At 61.7% G+C, this 24,904-nt stretch carries 20 protein-coding genes; 15 read left to right on the forward strand and 5 right to left on the reverse strand.

The genetic code is table 11. The features are described from left to right. Positions 1–11: 11 nt before the first annotated feature. Positions 12–2,765 carry a beta strand repeat-containing protein gene (locus AC1D2G_RS27155; protein ID WP_477417857.1) on the forward strand — a complete coding sequence of 918 codons (2,754 nt, stop codon included), beginning with the start codon at positions 12–14 and terminating at the stop codon, positions 2,763–2,765. Positions 2,766–2,943: 178 nt separating this feature from the next. Here the strand turns inward: AC1D2G_RS27155 and AC1D2G_RS27160 are convergent, their stop codons facing one another. Then, on the reverse strand, positions 2,944–5,928 hold the full coding sequence (locus tag AC1D2G_RS27160) for an Rne/Rng family ribonuclease (RefSeq protein ID WP_477417859.1): 2,985 nt from the start codon (positions 5,926–5,928) through the stop codon (positions 2,944–2,946). Positions 5,929–6,581: 653 nt separating this feature from the next. On the opposite strand from AC1D2G_RS27160, the gene AC1D2G_RS27165 reads away from it, so the two are divergent. The 8 genes from AC1D2G_RS27165 to AC1D2G_RS27200 all read left to right on the forward strand — a co-directional run bounded on the left by AC1D2G_RS27165 (position 6,582) and on the right by AC1D2G_RS27200 (position 14,972). Beyond that, the gene (locus AC1D2G_RS27165; protein WP_477397451.1) at positions 6,582–7,844 is read left to right on the forward strand and encodes an N-acetylmuramoyl-L-alanine amidase; all 1,263 of its coding nucleotides are present in this window, start codon (positions 6,582–6,584) and stop codon (positions 7,842–7,844) included. A gap of 213 nt (positions 7,845–8,057) precedes the next feature. Beyond that, on the forward strand, positions 8,058–10,514 hold the full coding sequence (locus tag AC1D2G_RS27170; RefSeq protein ID WP_477228494.1) for a penicillin-binding protein 1A: 2,457 nt from the start codon (positions 8,058–8,060) through the stop codon (positions 10,512–10,514). A gap of 117 nt (positions 10,515–10,631) precedes the next feature. Continuing rightward, a protein-coding gene (gene prfB, locus AC1D2G_RS27175) for a peptide chain release factor 2 (protein ID WP_477417861.1) occupies positions 10,632–11,763 on the forward strand; the annotation gives its coding sequence in 2 pieces (ribosomal slippage) (positions 10,632–10,697 and positions 10,699–11,763; 1,131 coding nt in all). Positions 11,764–11,827: 64 nt separating this feature from the next. Beyond that, entirely contained in the window at positions 11,828–12,247 is a 420-nt protein-coding gene (locus AC1D2G_RS27180; protein ID WP_477417863.1) for a GFA family protein, read from the forward strand. Between the two features lie 192 nt (positions 12,248–12,439). Further along, positions 12,440–12,814 carry a hypothetical protein gene (locus tag AC1D2G_RS27185; protein WP_095090697.1) on the forward strand — a complete coding sequence of 125 codons (375 nt, stop codon included), beginning with the start codon at positions 12,440–12,442 and terminating at the stop codon, positions 12,812–12,814. A 137-nt stretch (positions 12,815–12,951) separates the two neighbouring features. Further along, positions 12,952–13,320 (forward strand): GFA family protein, encoded by a 369-nt coding sequence (locus AC1D2G_RS27190; protein WP_095091674.1) that lies wholly within the window; start codon positions 12,952–12,954, stop codon positions 13,318–13,320. Positions 13,321–13,471: 151 nt separating this feature from the next. Then, positions 13,472–14,122 carry a YiaD family glycine zipper/OmpA-like lipoprotein gene (locus tag AC1D2G_RS27195; protein ID WP_095090696.1) on the forward strand — a complete coding sequence of 217 codons (651 nt, stop codon included), beginning with the start codon at positions 13,472–13,474 and terminating at the stop codon, positions 14,120–14,122. A 244-nt stretch (positions 14,123–14,366) separates the two neighbouring features. Then, positions 14,367–14,972 carry a hypothetical protein gene (locus AC1D2G_RS27200; RefSeq protein ID WP_095091673.1) on the forward strand — a complete coding sequence of 202 codons (606 nt, stop codon included), beginning with the start codon at positions 14,367–14,369 and terminating at the stop codon, positions 14,970–14,972. Positions 14,973–15,236: 264 nt separating this feature from the next. Here the strand turns inward: AC1D2G_RS27200 and AC1D2G_RS27205 are convergent, their stop codons facing one another. Next, complete coding sequence (locus AC1D2G_RS27205) at positions 15,237–15,509, reverse strand: DUF2798 domain-containing protein (protein ID WP_477417865.1); 273 nt, start codon at positions 15,507–15,509, stop codon at positions 15,237–15,239. A 47-nt stretch (positions 15,510–15,556) separates the two neighbouring features. After that, positions 15,557–16,438 carry an NmrA/HSCARG family protein gene (locus AC1D2G_RS27210; RefSeq protein ID WP_477417867.1) on the reverse strand — a complete coding sequence of 294 codons (882 nt, stop codon included), beginning with the start codon at positions 16,436–16,438 and terminating at the stop codon, positions 15,557–15,559. 119 nt (positions 16,439–16,557) lie between these two features. On the opposite strand from AC1D2G_RS27210, the gene AC1D2G_RS27215 reads away from it, so the two are divergent. Then, a complete protein-coding gene (locus tag AC1D2G_RS27215; protein ID WP_477417869.1) occupies positions 16,558–17,451 on the forward strand; it encodes a LysR family transcriptional regulator in 894 nt (297 codons plus the stop codon). 101 nt (positions 17,452–17,552) lie between these two features. On the opposite strand, the gene AC1D2G_RS27220 is transcribed toward AC1D2G_RS27215, so the two are convergent. Both AC1D2G_RS27220 and AC1D2G_RS27225 read right to left on the reverse strand, forming a co-directional pair. Continuing rightward, entirely contained in the window at positions 17,553–19,145 is a 1,593-nt protein-coding gene (locus AC1D2G_RS27220) for a DEAD/DEAH box helicase (protein WP_477417871.1), read from the reverse strand. Positions 19,146–19,339: 194 nt separating this feature from the next. Beyond that, a complete protein-coding gene (locus AC1D2G_RS27225) occupies positions 19,340–20,113 on the reverse strand; it encodes an NAD kinase (RefSeq protein ID WP_095090691.1) in 774 nt (257 codons plus the stop codon). Positions 20,114–20,385: 272 nt separating this feature from the next. Here AC1D2G_RS27225 and AC1D2G_RS27230 point away from each other — a divergent pair, with 272 nt between their 5' ends. The 5 genes from AC1D2G_RS27230 (at position 20,386) to AC1D2G_RS27250 (ending at position 24,904) form a co-directional block, all read left to right on the forward strand. Next, complete coding sequence (locus tag AC1D2G_RS27230; protein ID WP_379078888.1) at positions 20,386–20,550, forward strand: hypothetical protein; 165 nt, start codon at positions 20,386–20,388, stop codon at positions 20,548–20,550. Between the two features lie 228 nt (positions 20,551–20,778). Then, positions 20,779–21,735 carry an NAD-dependent epimerase/dehydratase family protein gene (locus tag AC1D2G_RS27235; protein ID WP_477417873.1) on the forward strand — a complete coding sequence of 319 codons (957 nt, stop codon included), beginning with the start codon at positions 20,779–20,781 and terminating at the stop codon, positions 21,733–21,735. 359 nt (positions 21,736–22,094) lie between these two features. Beyond that, the gene (locus tag AC1D2G_RS27240; protein ID WP_477417875.1) at positions 22,095–23,186 is read left to right on the forward strand and encodes an ABC transporter ATP-binding protein; all 1,092 of its coding nucleotides are present in this window, start codon (positions 22,095–22,097) and stop codon (positions 23,184–23,186) included. Between the two features lie 4 nt (positions 23,187–23,190). Then, positions 23,191–24,111, forward strand: coding sequence for an ABC transporter permease (locus AC1D2G_RS27245; RefSeq protein WP_477417877.1), 921 nt, complete (start codon positions 23,191–23,193; stop codon positions 24,109–24,111). After that, positions 24,104–24,904, forward strand: a complete 801-nt coding sequence (locus AC1D2G_RS27250; RefSeq protein ID WP_477417879.1) for an ABC transporter permease — start codon at positions 24,104–24,106, stop codon at positions 24,902–24,904. Before AC1D2G_RS27245 ends, AC1D2G_RS27250 begins: the two co-directional genes overlap by 8 nt.

Consider the following 24,904-nt stretch of genomic DNA (forward strand, 5'->3'; position numbering starts at 1 on the left):
GAGAACGAGTCATGCCCATTGGACGTATCGGACAGGACTTCATCGTCAATTCGACGACAATGGGCAGTCAGTTTGGCCCCGCGATCACGGCGCTGTCCGACGGCCGCTTCGTAGGCACCTGGATGTCCTATGACCCCGGCGATGGCGATGGCTTGTGCATCCGTGCCCGCCTCTACAACGCCGACGGTTCAGCGGCCGGCAACGACTTCATCGTCAATTCGACAGCAACGGGCGATCAGTATAGCCCTGCAATCACGGCGCTGGACGGCGGCCGCTTTGTGGCCACCTGGCAGTCAGAAGATCACGGCGACGGCATCGGCAATTGCATCCGCGCCCGAATCTACAACGCCGACGGTACTGCGGCCGGCAACGACTTCATCGTCAATTCGGCGGCAACGAGTGGTGGGAATTCCCCCGATATCACGGCGTTGGCCGATGGCCGCTTCGTGGCCACCTGGGAGTCCTATGACCTCGGCGAGGGCAGTAGCATCCGCGGCAGTTACATCTACGCCCGCCTCTATAACGCCGACGGTTCAGCGGCCGGCAACGACTTCATCGTCAATTCGACGACAGCAACATACACCGAGTTTGTCCCCGCGATCACGGCGCTGGCCGATGGCCGCTTCGTGGTCACCTGGCAGTCCTACGACAGTGGCGACGGTAGCGCCAACGGCATCCGTGCCCGCGTCTACAACGCCGACGGTTCTGCGGCCGGCAACGAATTCATAGTCAATTCGACGATAACCAACAGCTATAGTGTCCATAGTGCCCCCGACATCACGGCGCTGGCCGATGGCCGCTTCGTGGCCATCTGGCAGTCCTACGACACCGGCGACGATAGCGGCATCCACGCCCGTCTCTACAACGCCAACGGTTCGGCGGTTGGCAACGACTTCATCGTCAATTCGACGATAACCGACGCCCAGCTTAGCCCCGCAATCACGGCGCTGGCCGACGGCCGCTTTGTGGCCACCTGGTATTCCTATGATGCCGGCGACGGCGATAGCAGCTGCATCCGCGCCCGCGTCTACAACGCCGACGGTTCAGCGGCCGGCAGCGACTTCATCGTCAATTCGACGGCAGCGAACAGCCAGTTTTACCCGGCAATCACGGCGCTGGCCGATGGCCGCCTCGTGTTCACCTGGGACTCCTATGATGGCGGCGACGGCGGCTCTTGGGTCCGCGCCGCGATCTTCGACCCGACCGTCTTTGTCGGCACCGCCGCCGATGACATCTGGCAAGGCAGCAATGTCTTCGCCGACCACATCAATGGCGGCGACGCCAACGACACACTGTCGGGCCTTGGCGGCAATGATACGATCAGCGGCGATGCCGGCGCCGATCTGATGAGCGGCGGTACCGGCGACGACACCTACTTCGTTGACAATGCCGGAGACCATGTGGTCGAGGTGAATGGTCAGGGCATCGATACAGTCAACAGCACCATCTCCTTCAACCTCTCGGGCCAGGAGTTGGAGAAACTGACGCTGATCGGCAGCGGCAATGTCAATGGCACCGGCAACTCGATCGCCAATGTGATCACCGGCAACTCCGGCAACAACGTCATCGACGGGCTCGGCGGCGCCGACACGATGAGCGGAGCGCAAGGCAACGACACCTACATCGTCGACAATGCCGGGGATCATGTGATCGAGGTTAATGGTCAGGGCACCGATACGGTCAACAGCTCCATCTCTTTCAATCTCTCCGGCCAGGAACTGGAAAACCTGACGCTGACTGGCGTTGCAAGCATCAACGGCACCGGCAATTCCTTCGCCAATGTCGTCACCGGCAATTCTGCCGTCAACACGCTGATCGGCCTTGACGGCAGCGATACGCTGGATGGCAAGGAGGGCGCCGATACGATGCAAGGTGGCATCGGCAACGACACATACTTCGTCGACAATGCCGGCGATATCGTCAGTGAAAGCACCGCCGGCGCCAATGGCAACGATATCGTCAACAGTTACATCTCGATCAGCCTTAGCGATGGCAACCATTTCACGGGCAACATCGAGAACGTCGCACTGCGCAGTGCGGCCTCGATCAACGCCACCGGCAACAGCCTGGCCAACGCGCTGACCGGCAATTCCGGCGTCAACACGCTGATCGGCCTTGGCGGCAACGATACGCTGGACGGCAAGGAAGGTGCCGACCGTTTGGAAGGCGGGGCCGGCAACGACACCTACTTCGTCGACAATGCCGGCGATATCGTCAGTGAAAGCACCGCCGGCGCCAACGGCACCGACACCGTCAATGGCTACATCTCGATCAACCTTGGCGATGGCAACCACTTCACGGGCAACATCGAGAACGTCGCACTGCGCAGCGCGGCCTCGATCAACGCCACCGGCAACAGCCTGGCCAACACGCTGACCGGCAATTCCGGCAACAACGTGCTGGACGGCAGGGGCGGCAACGACACGATGTCCGGCAGCACCGGCCAGGACATCTTCGTCTTCACCACTGCGCTCAATGCCTCGACCAATGTCGACCGCATCACCGACTTCTCGGTGGTCGACGACACCATCCGGGTCGATAATGCCATCTTCGCAGCGCTTGGCGGCAACGGCACGCTGACGGCCGACCAGTTCGTCAAGAACACAACTGGCCTTGCCGGTGACGGCAACGACCACATCATCTACGAGACCGACACCGGCTGGCTCACCTATGACAGCAACGGCAGTGCCGCCGGCGGCTCGACCCATTTTGCCACACTGGCCGCGAACCTGGCGCTGACCAACGCCGATTTCGTCGTGGTGTAAGGTCAGAAGGCACTTCGGTTTCCGTCGACGATAACTCTCTGCGCCGCGGTTTCACAGTTTGATTGGCTTTCCCGTCCTCGCGACCAGCCGGAACGCCAGATATGAAAAATCCCGCGCCGTCTTCCGACTGGCGCGGGATTCTTTTTTGTCAAGAAATCAAGTCAAGCGGCTGAAAGGCTTAGAAAAAGCCCTTCCGCTGCCACCATCCGGCGCGCTTCGGCTTGTCCTCGGTCTTGGCCGCCGGTTCGTCGGCAACCGTCGAAGACACCACCGGCACGACCGGCGCATCCACGGCCGCCGGCTTGCGCCGTGACGGGCGGACCTTCGGCGCCTCCTCGACAGTCGCTGCCGCTGCCTCGTCGGACGCCGTGGCCGGCGTCTCGGCCAGTACCTCCGCGACCGCTTCGGCAGCAGCCGGCTCCTCGGCGACGACCTCGACCGCGGCCTTCTTCGGCTTGGCGGCACGACGTGGCTTCTTCGGCTTTTCCGTGCTCGGCGCGTCGTCATTGGCCGGAGCAAGCGCCACTGGCTCTTCGGCCGGTGCGGCAACTACCGGCTCGATCGACAGAGGCTCGCTTTCGGAAGCGCCAGCTTCGGAAGGCTCGGTCGTTTCGCCAGCGCTTGCCTCGGCCTCGCCTTCACCGTCTTCGCGACGGTTGCGCTTGCCGCCGCGCTTGCCACGCCGGCGCTTCTTGCCTTGGCCTTCATCCGACGCCTCAACCGTTTCGGACGTTTCGGCAACACCGAGAGGAGCGTCGTCGTCTGTTTCCGCGTCGCTGTCGCTGGCAGTGGCTGCCGAGCCGGAGAACTCAGCGGCCGGTGCGGAGACGGAAGACCCGTCCGCAGGTGCGCCGTGTTCGCGGTCGCGGTCCTTGCCGCCACGACGCCGCCGGCGCTTGCGGCGCTTGCGGTCACGGCCTTCGCCTTCTTCGCCACCGGCGGCAGGCCGTGGCTGTTGTTGCTGCGGCTGCTGCTGGCGTGGCTGTTCGGCCTGTACCGGCGCCTCGTCGTCTTCCTCGATGACGACGATCTCGTCCTCGGGCTCATCCGGTTCAACATAGGCCGGCAGGCTACGCACCTCGACAAAGCCTTCCGGCTTTTCCGCCAGCGCGCCGCGGAAGATCGCATAGTGCTGCGCGCCAACCGAATCGTCGGCCTCCACGGTGATGGTCAGGCCGAAGCGGCTTTCCAGTTCCACCAGCGTGCCGCGCTTGTGGTTGAGCACGTAGAGCGCGGTCGCCGCCGGCGTCCGCACCGTGATGTGGCTACGCGAATCCTTGAGCAGGAATTCCTCGATCGCCCGCACCACCATCAGCGCGACCGACGAATCGGACCGCACATGGCCCGTGCCGCCGCAATGCGGGCAGGGCTTCATGGTCGATTCCAGCACGCTGGCGCGGATGCGCTGGCGTGACATCTCCATCAGGCCGAAATGCGAGATGCGGCCGACCTGGATGCGCGCACGGTCGTTCTTGAGGTGATCCTTCAACCGCTTCTCGACGGAGCGGTTGTTGCGGTTCTCCTCCATGTCGATGAAGTCGATGACGATCAGCCCGGCGAGATCGCGCAGCCTGAGCTGGCGGGCGACTTCCTCGGCCGCTTCCAGATTGGTGTGGAGCGCGGTGTCCTCAATCGAGTGTTCCTTGGTGGAACGGCCCGAATTGACGTCGATGGCGACCAGCGCCTCGGTCTGGTTGATGATGATGTAGCCGCCGCTCTTCAGCGTCACTTGCGGCTGCAGCATGCGGTCGAGTTGCGCCTCGATGCCATTGCGCACGAAGATCGGCGTCGTGTCGCGGAACGGCTGAACCACCTTGGCGTGGCTCGGCATGAGCATGCGCATGAAGTCCTTGGCTTCGCGGTAGCCTTCCTCGCCGGAGACAAGGATCTCGTCGATATCCTTGTTGTAGAGGTCGCGCACCGAGCGCTTGATCAGGCTGCCTTCCTCATAGACGAGGGCAGGTGCCGTCGATTGCAAGGTGAGACTGCGGACATTTTCCCAAAGCCGCATCAGATATTCGTAGTCGCGCTTGATCTCGGCCTTGGTGCGGCTCTCGCCGGCGGTGCGCAGGATGACGCCCATGCCCTGCGGCACTTCGAGATCGGCAACGACCTCCTTGAGGCGCTTGCGGTCGACCGCGCTGGTGATCTTGCGCGAAATGCCGCCGCCGCGCGCCGTGTTCGGCATCAGCACCGAATAGCGGCCGGCAAGCGACAGGTAGGTGGTGAGGGCAGCACCCTTGTTGCCGCGCTCTTCCTTGACGACCTGCACCAGCAGGATCTGGCGGCGCTTGATCACTTCCTGGATCTTGTACTGGCGGCGCACAGGCTTGCGGCGGTTGCGCACTTCTTCCAACGCATCCTCGGCGCCAACCGATTCGACCTCATGGTCGTCCGGGTGCGAGGATTGCACCTCCTCGAGCATGCCGCGATCATTGTCGCCTGACGTCGCTTCGCTGCCTTCCGCTTGCGGGACGGCTTCGGAAATCACATCGGCTTCGACCGAGGCGGCGATCGACGTCGGGCCGCCGTTGCGCGTTTCGGTTTCGTCCTGCTCGGCAGAACCTTCGTCATGCCCGGACGCATCGGCATGTTCAGTCGTATCCACATGTTCGGCCGTATCGAAATGTTCGGACGCATCGGCCGCGTGTTCGATGATCTCCGAAGTGTGAGAGATCTCCTCGACAACGACATCGCCGCCATTGTCGCCGCCTTCGCCTGCCTCGCCGGAGCCTTCGCCCTCGCCGGCAGCGCCTGCGTCGCGTCTGTGTTCACCACGGTCGCGGCTCTTGCCACCGCGCCGGCGTCCGCGCCGCCCGCGATCGCGGCTCTGGCGATCATCGCCGTCGCCATCCTCGTCCTCCTCGTCTTCGGCCTCCTGCGCTTCGGCGCGCAGCAGTGCCTGACGGTCGGCGACCGGAATCTGGTAGTAGTCGGGGTGTATTTCACTGAAGGCGAGGAAACCGTGACGGTTGCCGCCATATTCGACAAAGGCTGCCTGAAGGGAGGGCTCTACGCGCGTTACGCGGGCTAGGTAGATGTTTCCTTTGAGCTGCTTCTTGTCCTGGGATTCAAAGTCGAATTCTTCAATACGGTTACCGCGAACGACGACAACGCGTGTTTCCTCCGGGTGGGAGGCGTCTATCAGCATTTTGTTGGGCATTATTTCGTTTCCCCCCGGCAGCCGTCAGCCGCAGCTTGCGAGGCAAAGCCCGCTGCTGCGTGTCTGGAGTGTGGGTGCCGGATAATTGAACGTCCGCCGGCCGCCGCTTGAGCGCCATGGCGGTGCCGCCCGCAGCCATATTGGCGCGGTTTGATGCGGACCTTTCCATGATTGCGCTTGAAGCCATCGTCACCAGCAGAACCTTTTGAACCAAAGCCCGGACGAACCGGACCAGCTTGTTTGCTCATACAGAGCCGGCGCGGGAACAAACCCGGCCGTTTTCCTCACGCAGGCGATTCCCCCGCCACGGGCGCACACCTGCGAAATTTCGTCGCGATCACCTGAACCCTTTTCGCATGAAGCGAAAGGAGCCGCCTTTCATCTAACCCTGTAGCAGGAAGCTGCGGAGGAGGGCGGTTCCAGGATTGCAGTGATCCAGTATCGCTTTTATGATTTGGCGGGGTGGAAGGCAACCCCGATTTCCGATGCCGGCAAAAAGCAGTTCCGTAACGTAAGAACAGGCTCCGACCCTTGCATGAAAAGGCTTGGTTAACCTTCTCTGGATACCAATCGTTAATCGAGTTCGCGGCCTAACCGGCACTTCGACGAAACGACGGGCGCCTGGCGCCAAACCGGGAGCGACTGGAAGACAGATGGGACTGGCAGACTTCACAGACAAGGGATGTCGTGTTGGCGGCCGGATCATCGGTGCCTTCTGCCTCTTGCTGTTGCTGGCGATCTCTTCCGCCTCCTCCTCCGTTGCCAATGCCGCCGACGCACCGCTGGTGGCAAAAGGCTACAAGATGGCGGGCGATGCCACCAAGATGCGCATCGTCATGGATTTCGACCGCGAACCCGATGTCAAATGGTTCCTGCTGCGCGGTCCTAATCGCCTTGTCATCGATCTTGCGAATACGCGATTCGCCATTAACGCCAAGGACTTGAAGGCGCGCGGCCTGGTCAGGGGCGTGCGCCTGGGCGCGCTAGGCGAGGGCGTTTCGCGGCTGATCCTCACCGGCAAGGGACCGTTCGCCGTCGACAAGCTCGATGTGCTCAAGAACGAGGACGGAACCGGCTACCGCATCGCCATCGACATCTCGGCAGCGTCCGCTCGCGAGTTCGACGCGGCACTTGCCAATCAGGCGCTGACCACCGGATCGACGGTCTCGACCGACAAGGGAGCGCGGGTCGGCACCGGACCGGTGTCCAATCCGGGCCATCGCTTCACTGTCGTCATCGATCCAGGCCATGGCGGCATCGACGGCGGCGCCGAGGGCCTGAACGGCACCATCGAGAAGAACGTCACGCTCGCCTTCGCCACCGAGTTGCGCGACAAGCTGGCGGCCGTCGGTAACTACGATGTGTTCATGACGCGCGATACCGACGAGTTCCTGCGGCTGGATGACCGCGTGCGCATTGCCCGGCAGCACGAGGCCGATTTGCTGATTTCCATTCATGCCGACACGATCAGTGTCAAAGGCATTCGCGGCGCCACCGTCTACACCGTTTCCGACAAGGCTTCGGATCCCGAGGCGCAGGCGCTTGCCGACCGCGAAAATCTCTCCGACCAGTTCGCCGGCATGGAAATCAAGAACGACAGCAAGGAAGTCACCGATATCCTGATCGACCTGATCCGCCGCGAAACGCACAATTTCTCGATGAGCTTCGCCCACACGCTGGTCGGCCAGCTTTCGACCAGCGTCGGCCTCATCAACAATCCGCAGCGTTCGGCGGGGTTCAAGGTGCTGAAAGCACCCGACGTGCCATCCGTGCTGGTCGAACTGGGTTATCTCTCGAATGCCAAGGACGAGGCGCAGCTGCTCAACGCCGACTGGCGCGGCAAGGCGGCTCAGAGTATAACCAATGCCGTCGCACTTTTCGCGTCAGCCAAGACCGGAGCCGGAACCGGAGGCTGACATGCTCCGGGTCGCCCACAACCAGGGGCAGCGTTGCGCGGCGACAACAGCTGTTGCCTTTATTTACGGCCTGCGGTCACGAATTCAGGCATTGCCGTATTTTGTCCACATGGTGGCGACATGAGTTTTCGATTGCGGATTGGGACCGGCTCGAAAGCTTGCGCGGAAGGCGGCTTCGTTTAGGAAATTCCCGAACCAAGGACTGGAGCGGGTATGATTCGTCTCATTGGCTATTTTTTCGGCATCGGCACGACGCTGGCCCTTTTGGTCGCGGCGGGCGTTGCGATCTACATCGGCCATTTGTCGAAGGACCTGCCCGACTACGAGGTGCTGGCCAAATACGAGCCGCCGGTGACCACCCGCATCCATGCGTCGGACGGCGCGCTGATGGCCGAATATGCCCGTGAGCGACGCCTGTACCTGCCGATCCAGGCCATACCGGATCGCGTCAAGGCAGCCTTCCTGTCCGCCGAAGACAAGAACTTCTACAATCATCCCGGCATCGACGTGACCGGCCTTGGCCGCGCCATCATCGTCAACCTGCAGAATTTTGGCTCAGGCAAGCGCCAGGTCGGCGCCTCGACGATCACCCAGCAGGTGGCGAAGAACTTCCTGTTGTCCTCGGACCAAACCTATGAGCGCAAGATCAAGGAGATGATCCTCGCCTTCCGCATCGAGCAGGCCTATCCCAAGGATCGTATTCTCGAGCTCTACCTCAACGAAATCTTCTTCGGCTTCGGAGCCTATGGCGTCGCCGGTGCGGCGCTGACTTATTTCGACAAGTCGGTCAACGAGCTGACCGTGGCCGAGGCCGCCTATTTGGCTTCGCTGCCGAAGGGACCGAACAACTACCATCCCTTCAAGCATGCCGATCGCGCGCTGGAGCGCCGGAACTGGGTCATCGACCAGATGGTCGAGAATGGCTACGTGACGCGTGAGGAAGGCGCCAAGGCCAAGGCCGAGCCGCTGGGCGTGACGCCGCGCCGCAACGGCACCTATCTTTTCGCCGGCGAGTACTTCACCGAGGAGGTGCGCCGCCAGATCATCGCCCGTTACGGCGAGAATGCGCTTTACGAAGGCGGCCTTTCCGTCCGCACGACGCTTGATCCGAAGGTTCAGCTCATTGCCCGCAAGGCGATGCAGAACGGGTTGATGAAATACGACACGCTGCGCGGTTATCGCGGACCGGTGACGACCATCGACGTGTCCGGCGACTGGGGCGTGCCGCTGGGCAACGTCAAGGGGCTGGAGGATGTCCCCGAATGGTCGCTGGCCGTCGTGCTCGACAGTTCGGAGACCGGCCTGTCGATTGGCCTGCAGCCGGCGCGCCAGGCGTCGGGCGAGATCGTCAAGGAACGCGTCGAAGGCACCGTCAGCAAGGACGACATGGGCTTCGCCATGCGCCATCTGGTCGACGGCAAGACCGTCAAGGCCAAGTCGCCGGCGGACGTGTTGAAGCCGGGCGACGTCATCTTCGTGCAGAAGAACGATGGCGCCGATGGCGCCTACAGCCTGCGCCAGGTTCCCGAGGTGGAGGGCGGCCTGATCGCCATGGATCCGCATACCGGCCGCGTGCTGGCCATGGTCGGCGGCTTCTCCTACGCGCAGTCCGAATTCAATCGCGCGACGCAAGCCATGCGCCAGCCAGGCTCCTCCTTCAAGCCGATCGTCTATTCGGCCGCGCTCGACAACGGCTATACGCCGGCCTCGGTGATCATGGACGGGCCGATCACCATCCAGAGCGGCAACACGACATGGACGCCGAAGAACTATGACGGCACCGTTGCTGGTCCCGCAACCCTGCGCTCCGGCATCGAGAAGTCGCGCAATTTGATGACGGTGCGGCTTGCCAACGATATGGGCATGAAACTGGTCGTCGAGTATGCCGAGCGCTTTGGTGTCTACGACCATCTGGCGCCGTATCTGCCGATGGCGCTGGGCTCCGGCGAAACGACCGTGATGCGCATGGTGTCGGCCTATTCGATCATGGCCAACGGCGGCAAGTCGATCAAGCCGTCGCTGATCGACCGCATCCAGGACCGCTACGGCAAGACGGTGTTCAAGCAGGACGAACGTGGCTGCCAGGGCTGCAATGCGCCCGAATGGCAGAACCAGCCGGAACCGGAACTGGTCGACAATTCCGAGCAGGTGCTCGATCCGATGACCGCCTATCAGATCACCTCGATGATGGAAGGTGTCGTGCAGCGCGGCACCGGCGCCACCATCGGCGAACTCGGCCGCCACATCGCCGGCAAGACCGGGACGACGAACGACGAAAAGGACGCATGGTTCATCGGTTTTACGCCCAACCTCGTCGTTGGCCTCTATATGGGCTACGACACGCCGCGCGGCCTTGGCCATGGCGCTACCGGTGGTGGTCTCGCGGCACCTATCTTCAAGGACTTCATGCGGGTGGCGCTGGATGGCACGCCCAATGTCGACTTCAAGGTGCCGGAAGGCATGAATCTGATCGCCATCAATCGCAAGACCGGCATGCGTGCCGCTTCAGGCGATCCCGGCACCATCATCGAAGCCTTCAAGCCGGGTACCGGGCCTGCCGACAGCTATTGGGTGATCGGCATGGGCGCCGACGGCTCCAATGCCACCGGCGGTGCACTGTCGCCGCAGGCCAACCAGGCCATCCAGTCCGGCGGCGGCGGCCTCTACTGACGATTTTCATGAGCGGATGGGCTGGCCTCGCGCCGGCCCATTTTGCTTTACAGCCGGCGGCGGCCTCCCTATGTATCGCGCCGACCGATTTCATCAAACAGGACAGAACAGCCAGCCATGCGCGCGGAAACGCAGAATATTGTCGACGAGATCAGGCAGGCGATTACCCTGCTGAGGAGGCATCTTTGACTGGGATCAGGCCATAAAGCGGCTTGAATATCTCAACGTGCGCGCCGAGGACGCCAGCCTCTGGAACGAACCGCTGGAAGCACAGAAGTTGATGCGCGAACGGCAGGGCCTCGAGGAAGGTATCGCCTCGGTGAAAGGCCTGACGCAGGCGCTGGAAGACAATATCGGGCTGATCGAACTCGGTGAGGAAGAGGGCGACGAGGGCGTCATCGCCGAGGCGGAAGCCGCGCTCCGTTCGATGCAGGGCGAAGCGAAGGCCCGCCAGGTCGAGACGTTGCTGTCGGGCGAGGCCGACGCCAATGACACCTACCTGGAAGTCCATGCCGGCGCGGGCGGCACCGAAAGCCAGGACTGGGCCTCGATGCTCTTGCGCATGTACACGCGCTGGGCCGAGCGGCGCCGCTTCAAGGTCGAGGTGCTGGAAGTGCATGACGGCGAAGAGGCCGGCATCAAGTCCGCCACGCTGCTAATCAAGGGCCACAACGCCTATGGCTGGCTGAAGACGGAATCGGGCGTTCATCGCCTGGTGCGCATTTCGCCCTATGACAGCAATGCGCGCCGTCACACATCGTTCGCCAGCATCTGGGTCTATCCGGTCATCGACGACACGATCGAGATCGACGTGTCCGAATCCGATGTCCGCATCGACACCTACCGCTCGTCCGGCTCGGGCGGCCAGCACGTCAACACCACCGATTCGGCGGTGCGTATCACCCACCTTGCCACCGGCATCGCGGTCGCCTGCCAGGCCGAACGGTCGCAGCACAAGAACAAGGCCAAGGCCTGGGAGATGTTGCGCTCGCGCCTCTACGAGGAAGAGCTGAAGAAGCGCGAGGCGGTTGCCAACGCCACCGAAGCGTCAAAGAGCGATATCGGCTGGGGTCACCAGATCCGCTCCTATGTGCTGCAGCCCTACCAGTTGGTGAAGGATCTTCGCACCGGCGTCGAGAGCACCAGCCCGTCGAGCGTGCTCGATGGCGACCTCGACGATTTCATGGAAGCCTCCTTGTCGCAGCGCATCGAGGGCGGTGCGGGTGAAGCGGTGGCGGATCTGGATTAGTCCTGGCAGCATGATCCCGAAATCGGGTCCAGTACCGCGGGCCCACATAGACCTGGATAGGACGATGGCTCGCAAGCTTGTCGGAAAATGTCTGTGCGGCGCTGTGCAATACGCCGTTCGGGACGAGTTTGTTTACGCGGCCAACTGCCACTGTTCCAATTGCCGACGAACCACGGGTTCGGCCTTCAAGCCGTTCGCCGGTATCGAGCGCGAAAAATTTGCCTTGAGCGGGGGCGAGGACAAGCTTCTGATCTTCGGCGATCAAAGCGGCCATGATGCGCATTGCGGGCTGTGCGGCTCATTGCTCTATTCGCTGGTTCGCGAAGGGGCTTTCGTCCACGTGGCGATGGGAACCCTTGCCGACGATCCGTCGATCCGCCCGTCCGCCCATATCTTCGTGGGCTCCAAGGCGGGCTGGTTCGCCATCACCGACGACCTGCCGCAATATCAAGAGCACGTGATTGCCGGATCTGTCGACGAATAGGCGTCGGTCTGCCACGTAGCAATTTCTTGCGCCGACTCACATTTGCGCTCACCATCACCGCATTGAGGGGAGACAAAAGCATTTATGGCTGGGCGCGGCATATCTGCTAGCTGACGATCCGGCCGCTGGGACGAGACGTTCAGGGAACGGGCAAGCGAAACGCTTGATGGCTCGTTTGAAAGGAACGTTTCCATGTCTGCCACACCCAGATCGGCCAAAGCCGTTCGACCGGCCGGCCGACTCCTGTTTTCCCTGCTTGCAATTCCAATGATAGCAATGCTGTCGTCCCCGGCGTTGGCACATGATGCCAAGCCGACCGCGGCCAAGCCGCAAGGCTGGAGCTATCCGTTCGCCTGCTGCGCCAATTACGATTGCCACGAAGTGTCGCAAACCTCGATCAGCGAGCGCCCGGAAGGTTATGTCATCAAGGACACCGGGGAGGTGCTGGCCTACAGCGACAGACGAATCAAGGATTCGCCCGACGGCGAATTCCATTGGTGCGCGCATGAAGCCGGGCTCGATGCCGGCAAGACCATCTGCCTGTTCGTGCCGCCGTCGTCCTTCTAGACCTTCCCGTCCAGGATCCAGGCCGGAAGGTTCAGACGGCGCGCCGTCTGGCGTCTCTGCTGACAGAGAGTTGTCAGGAGCGCCTCTTTATGCTGCCCTTGCCGCTCGAGGCGGCGGGCGACAAGAGGAGTTCGTTGATGACCATCAAGGCAAGCTGTCATTGCAAGGGGACGACATTCGAGGTTTCGCAGGCACCGCAGACGGTGACGCAATGCACCTGCTCGTTCTGCTCGAAACGCGGCTCGCTCTGGGCGTATTACGTCCCGTCGCAATTCAAGCTCACCAGCCCGCCGGAGAATGTTTCCGTCTACCAATGGGGGTCAAAAACCGTAAAGCACGGTTTTTGCGCCACATGCGGGTGCGGCACCTTCACGGAAACGCCGGATTGGTCGACTGGCGAGCCGGATTTCGACAATCCCAAGATCAGTGTCAATTCGCGGCTGTTCGATGATTTCGATCTCGACAAGGTCGAAGTGGTCGTCATCGACGGCAAGAATCTCTGGTAGCTCGCCATGGGGCGACCGGCCAATCGGCGTCGGGGAAAAGCCGTTGCGGTAGCTTTTGCCGTTCCGCTTTTCGCCGCATTTCATGTTACAAGTCGCGGGAAGGGCTGATTTGGCGCCATCGCAGTGGCGTGACCTGGAGAGGGACGATCCTATGAAAAAGACTGTGCTCGTCGTTGTGGCGACGGCTTTGCTTGTGAGCGCATGCACCACCACTGATCCATACACGGGCGACCAGAAGATTTCCAACACCGCCGCGGGCGCCGGTCTTGGCGCCCTGGCAGGTGCCAGCCTCGGCCTGCTTGCCGGCGGCAACGACCGCCGCAACGCACTGATCGGCGCGGGTATTGGCGCGCTTGCCGGCGGCGCCATCGGTGCCACCATGGACCAGAACGAGGCCGAACTGCGCCGGCAGCTTCAGGGCACCGGTGTCAGCGTCACCCGCAGCGGCGACCAGATCATCCTCAACATGCCCTCCGACATCACCTTCAACACGGATCAGGATGCTGTGAAGCCCGGCTTCTACCAGGTGCTGAATTCGGTCGCGCTGGTGCTGAAGAAGTTCAAGCAGACCACGGTCGACGTTTTCGGCCACACCGATTCGACCGGTGGCGACCAGCACAATTTCGATCTGTCGCAGCGGCGCGCGCTGGCGGTCGCCAACTACCTGTCCGGTCAGGGTGTCGATCAGCGCCGCTTCGCCGTCACCGGTTTCGGCAAGACACGGCCGATCGCATCCAATGCGACGGCCGAAGGCCGCGCCCAGAACCGCCGCGTCGAGATCCAGCTGTCGCCGCTCACCTGATCTGTCCGCCAAGCGAATGCAAAACGGCCCCATATATGGGGCCGTTCTTGTTTGAGCGGATGCCGGCGCAGATTGGCTCTCAGAGAATTAGCTAGTTCTAACTAACTAGTTTCCCGCAACCACGGAAAGGGATAGCATCGACCGCGTTCCGGAGGGGATGAGGCGGATACAACTGGCCGCGCAATCAGCATTTTTTCCCGCCTCGGTCTTGCACGGCCAGATTCAGAAAATCTGGGAGGAATGCATGACAAGAACAGCCAGCCTTGGGCGCTGCGGCGTCCTCGCTTTAACCAGTCTTGTGGGCGCATGGTTGGGCGTCGCCACGGCTCAGGCCGAGGATGCCGGCAAGGCCGACATAGATGCCTTGAAGAAGTCGCTTGCCAAATATGAAGACTACACCGCCGCCGTCCGCGACCTCTATCTGTCGACAGTCGGTTGCGTCTACTACAGCGGAGAAAAGATACCGGGCACGATGGACTACCCGAAAGGCGCCATGGGTATCCATTTCGTCAACGTCCCAAGTGTCGGCCAAAAACTCGATCCAATGCACCCCAATGTGCTGATCTACGAACCGACGAGAAAAGGCCTGCGCCTGGTCGGGGCCGAATGGCTGGTGCCACTGACGCCGGACATCAAAGCGCCGCCGAAGCTGTTTGGCCAAACCTTCATGGGCCCGATGGAGGGACACTATCCGCTCATCCCGAGGGAGTTCGTCCACTACGATCTCCACGCCTGGTTCGTGGACAATCCGAACGGCCTGTTCAGTCCGACGAACCCGAAGGTGAAATGCAACAAGGCCGAGTTTCCGATGCTGGAGAAACCGACCAAGATGATGCCTGGCCCGATGTGACGGGTGAGCCAGGCTGGGAGCAATTCCAGGAAAAGTTTTCCGTCCGGAATTGCGTCCAAACAAAGTGGCAATTCCCCGGAGAAGTGTGAGACGGTTTTCCCGGGAAAGCGCATAGCGCTTTCCCTCAGGGAACTGCGTCAAAGCAAGACTTGGAGCGGTTCGGCCTTTCCGTGAAACGATGAACCGGTAGGAGCTTACCGGCAGGGCAAGCCGATGGCTGGCTTGCCCTCGAACGCGGTTGGGGATCAGACCCTGGCGACGCCATCAGGACGAGGTCGGCTGATCGACAATTGCCGCCACTATCCGGCGAACGATCGGCAAGACCAGCAGCAGACTCGGAAACGCCACAAGCCATGATGCTCCCCATGCATACGGCCAGGTCGCCACGAAACTGGTTGTCCAGCCCGCATTGATCAGCGTCGATACTGCCGAAACAATGCTCGACATCAAGATGGAAAGAACGAATGGCATTACCAGCGCATTGTAGGAGGGCGGTAGTTTCCTCGATTTCAGAACTTTGTCCGATGACGCTCGCATCAAGTATCTCCTGTTCAGAAAGTGGACGCATGCGCGGCTGAGCGCGATCAGGTGGCGTGTGCCGTTTGCAGGGCCAGGTTGCGAATGAAGCTGCGCAACGAACGCGGTTCGCGACCCAGGGCGGCGCGCAATGTCACACTGTTCCCGCCAAGGCCATGGAGGGCGTAGTGGCCATATACCCTGGCCAACGATTGGATCTGGAGGTCGCTGTAGGGGAGGCGGACATTCGCAGCCCACTCGGCAAATGTCGGCTCGCCCGCGATGACCGGGCGGCCAAGTTCCTCTCCCATTATTGACGCGATCTCTTCCCGGTTGTGCATACCCGCGCAGAGCTCGATCGTCGCATAGGACAGTCGCGCTTCGGTCAAGGCGATCGCTGCCACTTCAGCAACATCGCGGTAATCGACACGCGCCACCTTCGCCGTCTTTGGAAAAGGTTCCGAGAAAACACCGTGCTCAACGACCGACGGCCAGGCCGCTGCGATATTCTGCATGAAATTGGCAGGGTGCAGGATCGTATATTCCATCGTCGTCGAGTAGAGAGCGTTCTCGACTGGCACCTTGCTTGCATGGTTTTTCAGCTTCGTATTGGTCGGCTGGATCACCGACGAGAAGACGAATTTCTGAACGCCCGCCTGCGCAGCGGCTTCAACCATGGCAACCCCCATGGCGGCTTCATCGGGGGCAAAGGCCGGTCCAATATGGAAGACCCCGGCAACGCCCTCGACAGCGCTTTCGAGGCTCCGGCGATTGCGTAAATCGCCAGTGGCGACCTCGGATGCCCCTAGCATTCGGGCCTTCTCGGCGTTCGCCGGATCATGGACGAGCGCGCGAACCGTGGCATTGCGGCGCACAAGTTCGGGCACGACCAATCCGGCAAATCGGCCGCTGGCGCCAACAACCAGTACGGTTGGATTGGGTGCTTGCATGACAACTCCCTTCCATCAAGCCTGTCCTCGCGGGACAACTTGCAGAGAGGTACGATGTCGCAAACGGCGTTACAATTGTCCGATTTTGTGATAGATTATATCGATCACCGGGAGAATGCATGAGCCGGATAGACGATTTCGAGGCTTTCATCGCGATCATCGAGCTTGGAAGTCTGACGGCTGCCGCGCGCCGGCTGAACCGCTCGCTGCAGTCGGTCAGCCGATCCTTGGCTGCATTGGAGGAATCAGTCGGCGTCGAGTTGGTCCACAGAACAACGCGTCGCTCGACACCAAGTGAAGTCGGGGCAGCCTTTTTCAACCGGATCAAACCCGCGGTCGACGAGATAAACGACGCAAGTCTTCAAGCGATCAATCAACGATCGGAACCATCGGGCGTCCTGCGCATCGGGGCGCCGGTTCTGTTTGGGCCGAACGTCCTGATGCCTGTCATCGCCGAATACATGCGGACGTTTCCCCGGGTCGAGGTCGATCTTCAACTTTCCGATGGATTTGCCGATCTTGGTGCTGAAGGTCTCGATCTGGCAATACGCATCGGCGACTTGCCGGATTCCAGCTTGAAAGCCAAACGCCTGGGAGCGTTGCGGCGCGTTGTGTTCGGCGCGCCTTCCTATTTTGCGCGGTGCGGCCGGCCGACTCATCCCTTCGAACTGAGTGAGCACAGTTGCATCGTCAGAACCGTCAACGAGCGCCCAGGTGAATGGACGTTTCAGGTCGACGGGAAACCCCGGGCCGTGAAGGTCTCGGGCGCTTTTCGCTCCAATCTGATGACCTCGGTCTATGCTGCCGCAGTCCACGGACTGGGTTTGGGCTTCTCGCCGCTTTGGCAGATAAACCATCTGGTGGACGATGGTCGCGTCGAGCTGGTTTTGACGGAATTCGAGCCGGCGTTGGTGCCGATCCATGCCTTGTGGCAGGAAGGCCGGTCATCTTCGGCCAAGGTTCGCGCGTTTCTGGATTTATTGGCATCCCGCCTGGAACTCAAAGGCCTGTAGCATCGACGGGCTGTTTTAAGGTTCCCAGGTCAGGAGCGACCGGGCAGATCGAGCCGGTTTTGCGGTTGCCGCGCATCCTCGGGACGCGCGGCTCTTGGGGATCAGACCTTGGCGACGATCCGCATGAAGGCCGGCATGTCGTCGCCGAAGCCGACAGTGGCGTCGTTGTCTTCCTGGCGGTGGCGGGCTGGGCGGTTGCTGTCGCGCTGCGGCCTGGTGTCGCCACGTTCCGGAGCGCGCGGTTCGTTGCGATCGGATGATTTGCGCTCGGTGTTTTCCGAGCGGATCGCTTCCTTGCGCGCACGCCGTTCGCCGATGTCGGCGACCGCGGTCTCTGCCACGTCAGGCTGTTCGTCCTGCTGCGCAATGACGGCCGGGGCGTCTTGCTCGCTGTGTTTGGAGCGGCGTTCGCCGCCCCTCTTGCGCTCGCCCCTGTCCTTGCGATCGTCGTCCTTGCGACCGGCACGGCGCGGCGCGCCTTTGCCACGGCGCGGAGCATCGTCCTCGCCGCCTTCGCTGGCGACCACTGTCGACAGGTCGCCATCATGCCACTCGATCTTGTTGCCGATCAGCCGCTCGATGGCGTCGATATACTTGGTGTCCGACTTGGTCGCGATGGTGAAGGATTTGCCCGAGCGCCCGGCGCGGCCGGTGCGGCCGATACGATGGACGTAGTCTTCGGCATGGATCGGCACATCGTAGTTGAAGACGTGGCTGACGTCGGGGATGTCGAGGCCACGTGCGGCGACGTCGGAAGCAACGAGATAGCGCAGCTTGCCATCGCGGAAATTGGCCAGCATCTGCATGCGCGCACGCTGGTCCATGTCGCCATGCAGCGCGCCGGCATCGAAATCATACTTCAGCAGCGAGCGGAACAGCTCCGACACCTCGACCTTGCGGTTGCAGAAGATGATGGCGTTCTTCAGCTCCGCGTCCTCGGCCTTGATCAGGTTGCGCAGCGTCTCGCGCTTGTCCCACGGCTTGGAGCCGGATTTGACCAGGCGCTGGATGATGTTGGTGGCGGCCGACGCGGCCTTCGAGACCTCGACGCGCACTGGCGCGTGCAGGAATTTCTCGGTGAGCTTGGTGATTTCCGGCGGCATCGTCGCCGAGAAGAACAGCGTCTGCCTGGTGAACGGGATCATCTCGCAGATGCGCTCGATGTCGGGGATGAAGCCCATGTCGAGCATCCGGTCCGCTTCGTCGATGACGAGGATCTCGACGCCGTTGAGCAGCAGCTTGCCACGCTCGCGGTGGTCGAGCAGGCGGCCGGGCGTGGCGATCAGCACGTCGGCCCCGCGCTCCAGCTTCTTGTCCTGTTCGTCGAACGAGACGCCGCCGATCAAGAGCGCGATGTTGAGCTTGTGGTTCTTGCCGTATTTGACGAAGTTTTCCTCGACCTGCGCGGCGAGTTCACGCGTCGGCTCTAGAATGAGGGTGCGCGGCATGCGGGCGCGTGCGCGGCCCTTTTCCAGCCTTGTGAGCATTGGCAGCACGAAGGATGCCGTCTTGCCGGTGCCGGTCTGGGCGATGCCCAGTACGTCCTTGCCGAGAAGCGCGTGCGGGATGGCGCCGGCCTGGATCGGCGTCGGCTGGGTGTAGCCGGCATCGGTGACTGCGGAAAGGACCTTCGGCGACAGGCCTAGGTCTGAAAAGGTCAACGCTTCTGGAGCGGTCGTGGTGTCTGAGGACAAGTGTTGTTGTCTTTGGCTGGTTCGGGGAAGCGCAACAGCATGTGTGTCGCGGCAAGCGCCACGCGCCTGCAAGATTGGTATTGCGATTAGGCGCAAGCCCACGATTTGTCAACAGAAACGGGCGGGAATGGCACGATTGTGAAGTTGTAACCTTAATCGCGATGCTTAATCGAGGGGTTGATCACTGCGCTAGCTCAATAGCGGAACTGCTCGGCGAGAATGCGTTCGTTCCAGGAATGATTGGGATCGAACAGCAACGTTGCCGTCGCGGTTGGTGATTCCCGCACCGTGACCGAGGTCACCGCCTTGACCTCGGTATGGTCGGCGGCGGCGTTCACCGGCCGCTTTTCCGGCTCGAGGATGTCGAAGCGCACGGTCGCCTTGTTGGAGAGCAGTGCGCCGCGCCAGCGGCGCGGGCGAAATGGGCTGACCGGGGTCAGCGCCAGCAGCGGCGCGTCTAGCGGCAGGATCGGCCCATGCGCGGAAAGATTGTAGGCGGTGGACCCGGCAGGCGTCGCGATCATCACGCCGTCGCAGCTCAGTTCCTCGAGCCGTACCTGCTCGTCGACGGTGATGCGGATCTTGGCCGTCTGATAGGATTGGCGCCAAAGCGCCACCTCGTTGATCGCCAGTGCCGAAACCGTTTCGCCTTCCGAGGTCACCGCCAGCATCTCCAGCGGGCGGATCGTTTCGGCGACGGCGGCCGCGAGACGCTCGGTAAGTCCACCGGAGCGATATTCGTTCATCAGGAAACCGATGGTGCCACGGTTCATGCCGTAGACCTTCTTGCCCGTCCCCATCGTGTCGCGCAGGGTCTGCAGCAGGAAGCCGTCGCCGCCAAGGGCGACGACGATCCCGGCATCCTCGATGGAGGATTGTCCATAGCGCGCCGACAGGCTTTCCAGCGCCGTCTTGGCGTCAGCGGTGTCGGACGAGACGAAGGCGATGCGGCTGGCGGTTTGGCTCATGGCTCCCCGATGACGACCGATTGGCGGCAGCCGGTTACCGGGGCCGCGCCAGCGCCGGGGTAGCATGGGCAGGGTACGTCTGCAAAGAGAGCCGTTGTTCCGGCCGGCAGGCGATCGCAAAACGGCGAAATGCAGATCTGCCGTTCGCGCATCATGTCAAAGGCAACGCGAATGTGATGGTTAAGACGAAGGTTAAACTATCGTAAAGCCGCATCGGTCATGGTAGCCGACAGTGGATGGTGGCGGGGGCCTAGCCAGTCGAGGCCGACATATTGCCGGTAGCACGCCTTATCATCGTCTTCCTGATGCTGGGAAGTTTCGCTCTTGTCTTCGCCGCACTGGTGCGCCAGTCCGAAGAGATGAGCTTCCGGCCTCAGCCCACGGCGTCGCGCTGCGGCGACGCAGCCGGAACGCCATGCCCGCAACGGGCGCTGTAACCCCCGAAGACATATTGTTGTTCTCCCTGAGCCGAGGCCGGTGGCCCGCGCGCGTCGATGGCGTGCGACAAAGCTTGCTCGTTGCGCCTGCGGCCCTTCGCGACGTAGATGAGAACCTTGATTGGCGGATGAACTTTGGGTCGGTGGCGGTAGCCAGCTATCCGATGTTCTTGGGAAACAAGCCCTGCGGCGCGTTGACTGGCCGGGTGTCTGGAGCGGGAATTTTCCATGTCGCGCAGCGTGTTGGTTTCAGGTGGCTGCGGTTTCTTGGGCTCACATCTGATCGACCGTCTGCTGCGGCGAAGCGATCTGGAAAGACTGGTCGTCGTCGACAATCTATGGACCGGCACGCGAGACAACATTGCGCATGTCACCGACCCGCGTTTCAGCCTCCAGGTTGCCGACGCCGAAAGCTTTTCATCCAGTCAGCGCTTTGACGAGATCATCCATCTCGCGTCGCCCGCTTCGCCGATTTGGTACATGCGCGAGCCGATACGCACGATCAAGGCCAACATAGGTGGTGCTCTCAATCTTCTGACGCTGCTCAAGCCCGGCGGTCGTTTCTGCTTTGCCTCGACCTCGGAGATTTACGGCGATCCCCAGGTTTCCCCGCAATCCGAAAGTTACAGGGGATCGGTGGACTGCACAGGTCCCAGGGCCGCCTATGATGAAAGCAAGCGCTGCACCGAGGCATTGCTGTTCGAGCAGCAGCGGGTCAGCGGGCTTGATGTTCGTGTCGTCAGGATTTTCAACACCTATGGGCCGCGAACACGGATGGACGACGGCCGCGCCATTTCGAACTTTGTCATCCAGGCTCTGACGACAGGGGTCCTGACGGTTTACGGCGACGGCTCCCAATCACGCAGCTGGGGTTATGTCGACGACATCGTCGAGGGACTGGAACGTTTCTTCTGGCGCGACAGCATCTCGCACCGCGGTCCGCTGAACATCGGCAACAATCAAGAGGTTTCGGTTCTGCGCATCGCTGAGTTCGTCAGCTCGCTTGTCCCTGGCAGCCGCATCGAGCACCAGCCTCCGGTTCCCCAGGATCCAACCAACCGATGTCCGGACCTGACTTTGGCGAGGCATGTCCTTCCTGGTTGGGACGCAAAAACCGGCTACCAGGAGGGTATCGAGCGGACGTTCGAGTGGTTTCGCCAACAGATCGCCGCGACCAGGGCGTGACGCCTTCATAGGCATGACTGGCGACAACCAACGCAATACGCTCCTCGCCGCGCGCAGCGGAAAAGAGCGCTATGGTCATCAGCAGCACGGCCGCCAGAAACAGGCGCATGAGCTTGATCCAAACCCTGCAGGCCGCAGCGGTCACGCCACGACTTGCCCCAAATTCATCAACGGCCTCGTCCCGAGCATATCATGATGGGTTCACCGACGCATCGGCCGCATCCTCAACGGTTGATGCCCTGCTCGCGGTCGCAAAAAGATATTGACTGTATGTTTAGTCATAGTTATCCCTAGTGGTGAGGATCAAGTTGGTCAGCCGGTTTGCGCTGGTGAATGACCACGGAGGAGAGGGGAATATCTTGACAGCCATACGGCCCGCCGTTGAGGCGAAGGGCGTCACCAGGATCTTTCGGGGAACCGGTCAGGACCAGGTCAGAGCACTCGACAACGTCTCCGTCGCGATCCGCGAAAATGAATTCTTCACGCTGCTCGGCCCGTCGGGCTGCGGAAAGACGACGCTGCTGCGGCTGATTGCCGGCTTCGACTATCCGACTGACGGCGAAATCCTGCTCTATGGCCAGGACATCGCGCCGCTGCCGCCGTTCAAGCGGCCGGTCAACACCGTCTTCCAGTCCTATGCGCTGTTTCCGCACATGACGGTCGCCGACAACATCGGTTTTGGCCTGAAGATGCTGGGCAGGCCGAAGGCCGAGATAGAGGCGCGTGTCGACGCGATGCTGAAGCTCGTCCACATGCAGGCGCTCAAAAATCGCCGCACCAGCCAGATCTCCGGCGGCCAGCAGCAGCGTGTGGCGCTCGCCAGGGCGCTCGCACCGCAGCCGAAGGTGCTGCTGCTCGACGAACCCTTGTCGGCGCTCGACTACAAGCTGCGCAAGGAAATGCAGATCGAGCTGAAGCGTCTGCAGCATGAGACCGGCATCACCTTCATCTTCGTCACCCACGACCAGGAGGAAGCGCTGACGATGTCGGACCGCATCGCGGTGATGTCGGCGGGAAACATCCTGCAGGTCGGCACGCCCTGGGACGTCTATGACCACCCGGCGGAACGGTTCGTCGCCGACTTTATCGGCGAGACGAACTTCCTGACCGGCATGGTCGAAAGTGCAGGCGATGGCCGGGCGCGGATTGCCTTGCGCTCGGGTGCGAAGATCTGCGCGACCGCCGCCGCGGATTTCCGCGCAGGCGGAAACGCAACGCTGATGGTCCGGCCTGAGCATGCCAAGCTCGTCGAAGGCCGCGGCGACTTGACCGGCACGATCGAGACCATCGTCTATTTCGGCACCGACACGCACATCCATGTCCGGCTGGATGAAGGCAACGTCTTCATGGTGCGCCAGCAGAACTCGCGCAGCGCCAGCTGCGGCTTCGAAAACGGCGACAAGGTCGGCATATCGATCGGCGACGACGCTGCCCAAGTGCTGAAGGACTAGGGCCATGGCGACCGCGATAGAGGTAGCCGAAAAGGCTGAACGTGACGATATCAGGTCACGCTGGCTGCTTTCCACCCCGGCGCTGCTGATCGTCTTCGTCGCGGCCCTGGGGCCGCTGCTGATCGTGGTCGTCTATTCCTTCCTGACGCCAGGCAATTACGGCGATGTGAAATGGCAGTTCTCGACCGATGCCTGGGTGAGCGTGCTGTTCGAGCGTGACGTCTTCGACGATACGCTGTCGTTGGCCACCGCCTATCTGTCGATCTTCTGGCGCTCGGTGTCGCTGTCGCTGGCAACCACTGTGCTGACCTTGATCCTCGGCTTCCCCACCGCCTATTTCATTGCCACACGGCCGGATCACCGGCGCGACATCTGGCTATTCCTGATCACCATCCCGTTCTGGACCAACCTTCTGATCCGCACCTTCGCCATGCAACAGGTGCTGCGCAATGACGGCATCATCAATTCGGTGCTGCAGCTGCTTGGGATCACCGACCATCCTGTCCAGCTCATGTACACCAATTTCGCCGTCCTGGCCGGCATGGTCTACGTGTTCCTGCCGCTGATGGTGCTGCCGCTATACGCCAGCATGGAGAAGATCGACTTCCGCCTGGTCGAGGCGGGCTACGACCTCTACGCGACGCGGTTCGAGATTTTGAGGCGCATCATCGTCCCGCTCGTCACGCCGGGCATCGTCGCCGGCTCGATCCTCGTCTTCATCCCCTCGCTCGGCGCCTATGTGACGCCGAGGGTGCTCGGCGGCGGCACCAATCTGATGATCGGCAACCTGATCGAGCTGCAGTTTGGCCAGGGCAGAAACTGGCCCCTCGGTGCGGCGCTGTCGATCACCTTGATGGCGATCGTCATGGTGGCGCTGCTGTTCTATGTCCGCAACACGACCAGGTCGGATGGCGCCCATGTCTAATCGCTTCGACGTCCGGCGGCAGAATGGCTTCGTCAGCGTGGCGATGCTGTGTTTCTTCCTGCTTTACCTGCCGATCGCCACGCTCGTGGTCTACGCCTTCAACGACAATGATTCCATTGTGATCTGGAAAGGCTTTTCGCTGCGCTGGTTCCACATCGCCTGGAACAATGGGCTGGTCATCGAGGCGTCGATCCGCTCGTTCCAGATCGCCGCTGTCGCCGCCATGCTGGCGACGATCACCGCCACGATGGCGGCGTTGGCGACGACCAGGACCAAACCATATCCGGGGCTGACCCTCAAATACGCCTTCATCAACCAGCCGCTGATGGTGCCGGAGATCGTCACCGCGGTGGCGCTGCTGATCGTGTTCTCGCGCATCAAGATCTGGACTGGGTATTCCGGGCTCGGCTACCTCGTCGCCGCGCACACCGCCTTCTGCATCCCGTTCGCCTATCTGCCGATCCGAGCGAGGCTTGAAAGCATGGACCTGGCACTCGAGACCGCGGCGGCCGATCTCTACGCAACGAAGTGGAAGACATTCCTGCACGTGACCTTGCCATTGCTCTGGCCGGGCATTCTCGCCGGACTGATGCTCGCCTTCGTCGTCTCGCTGGATGACGTCGTCATCACCGAATTCGTCAAATCGGGCGGGCAGGACACGCTGCCGACCTACATGCTCGGCCAGCTCCGGCGTACCGTCACACCGGAAGTCAATGCGATCTCGACGGCCTTCCTCGTGCTGTCGATCGGCATCGTCACGGCTTTCTTTTTCATCAGCAGGAAACGGACCTGA

Source organism: Mesorhizobium sp. P2_C7, assembly GCF_056404515.1.

What these genes read in the sequence shown, in the direction of transcription:
- AC1D2G_RS27155 (WP_477417857.1), top strand. Translation starts at nt 12, where the DNA reads ATGCCCATTGGACGTATCGGACAGGACTTCATCGTCAATTCGACGACA.
- AC1D2G_RS27205 (WP_477417865.1), bottom strand. Translation starts at nt 15,509, where the DNA reads ATGCGAGCGTCATCGGACAAAGTTCTGAAATCGAGGAAACTACCGCCC.
- AC1D2G_RS27215 (WP_477417869.1), top strand. Translation starts at nt 16,558, where the DNA reads ATGAGCCGGATAGACGATTTCGAGGCTTTCATCGCGATCATCGAGCTT.
- AC1D2G_RS27180 (WP_477417863.1), top strand. Translation starts at nt 11,828, where the DNA reads ATGGCTCGCAAGCTTGTCGGAAAATGTCTGTGCGGCGCTGTGCAATAC.
- AC1D2G_RS27250 (WP_477417879.1), top strand. Translation starts at nt 24,104, where the DNA reads ATGTCTAATCGCTTCGACGTCCGGCGGCAGAATGGCTTCGTCAGCGTG.
- AC1D2G_RS27235 (WP_477417873.1), top strand. Translation starts at nt 20,779, where the DNA reads ATGTCGCGCAGCGTGTTGGTTTCAGGTGGCTGCGGTTTCTTGGGCTCA.
- AC1D2G_RS27185 (WP_095090697.1), top strand. Translation starts at nt 12,440, where the DNA reads ATGTCTGCCACACCCAGATCGGCCAAAGCCGTTCGACCGGCCGGCCGA.
- AC1D2G_RS27200 (WP_095091673.1), top strand. Translation starts at nt 14,367, where the DNA reads ATGACAAGAACAGCCAGCCTTGGGCGCTGCGGCGTCCTCGCTTTAACC.
- AC1D2G_RS27160 (WP_477417859.1), bottom strand. Translation starts at nt 5,928, where the DNA reads ATGCCCAACAAAATGCTGATAGACGCCTCCCACCCGGAGGAAACACGC.
- AC1D2G_RS27225 (WP_095090691.1), bottom strand. Translation starts at nt 20,113, where the DNA reads ATGAGCCAAACCGCCAGCCGCATCGCCTTCGTCTCGTCCGACACCGCT.
- AC1D2G_RS27245 (WP_477417877.1), top strand. Translation starts at nt 23,191, where the DNA reads ATGGCGACCGCGATAGAGGTAGCCGAAAAGGCTGAACGTGACGATATC.
- AC1D2G_RS27195 (WP_095090696.1), top strand. Translation starts at nt 13,472, where the DNA reads ATGAAAAAGACTGTGCTCGTCGTTGTGGCGACGGCTTTGCTTGTGAGC.
- AC1D2G_RS27165 (WP_477397451.1), top strand. Translation starts at nt 6,582, where the DNA reads ATGGGACTGGCAGACTTCACAGACAAGGGATGTCGTGTTGGCGGCCGG.
- AC1D2G_RS27170 (WP_477228494.1), top strand. Translation starts at nt 8,058, where the DNA reads ATGATTCGTCTCATTGGCTATTTTTTCGGCATCGGCACGACGCTGGCC.
- AC1D2G_RS27210 (WP_477417867.1), bottom strand. Translation starts at nt 16,438, where the DNA reads ATGCAAGCACCCAATCCAACCGTACTGGTTGTTGGCGCCAGCGGCCGA.
- AC1D2G_RS27190 (WP_095091674.1), top strand. Translation starts at nt 12,952, where the DNA reads ATGACCATCAAGGCAAGCTGTCATTGCAAGGGGACGACATTCGAGGTT.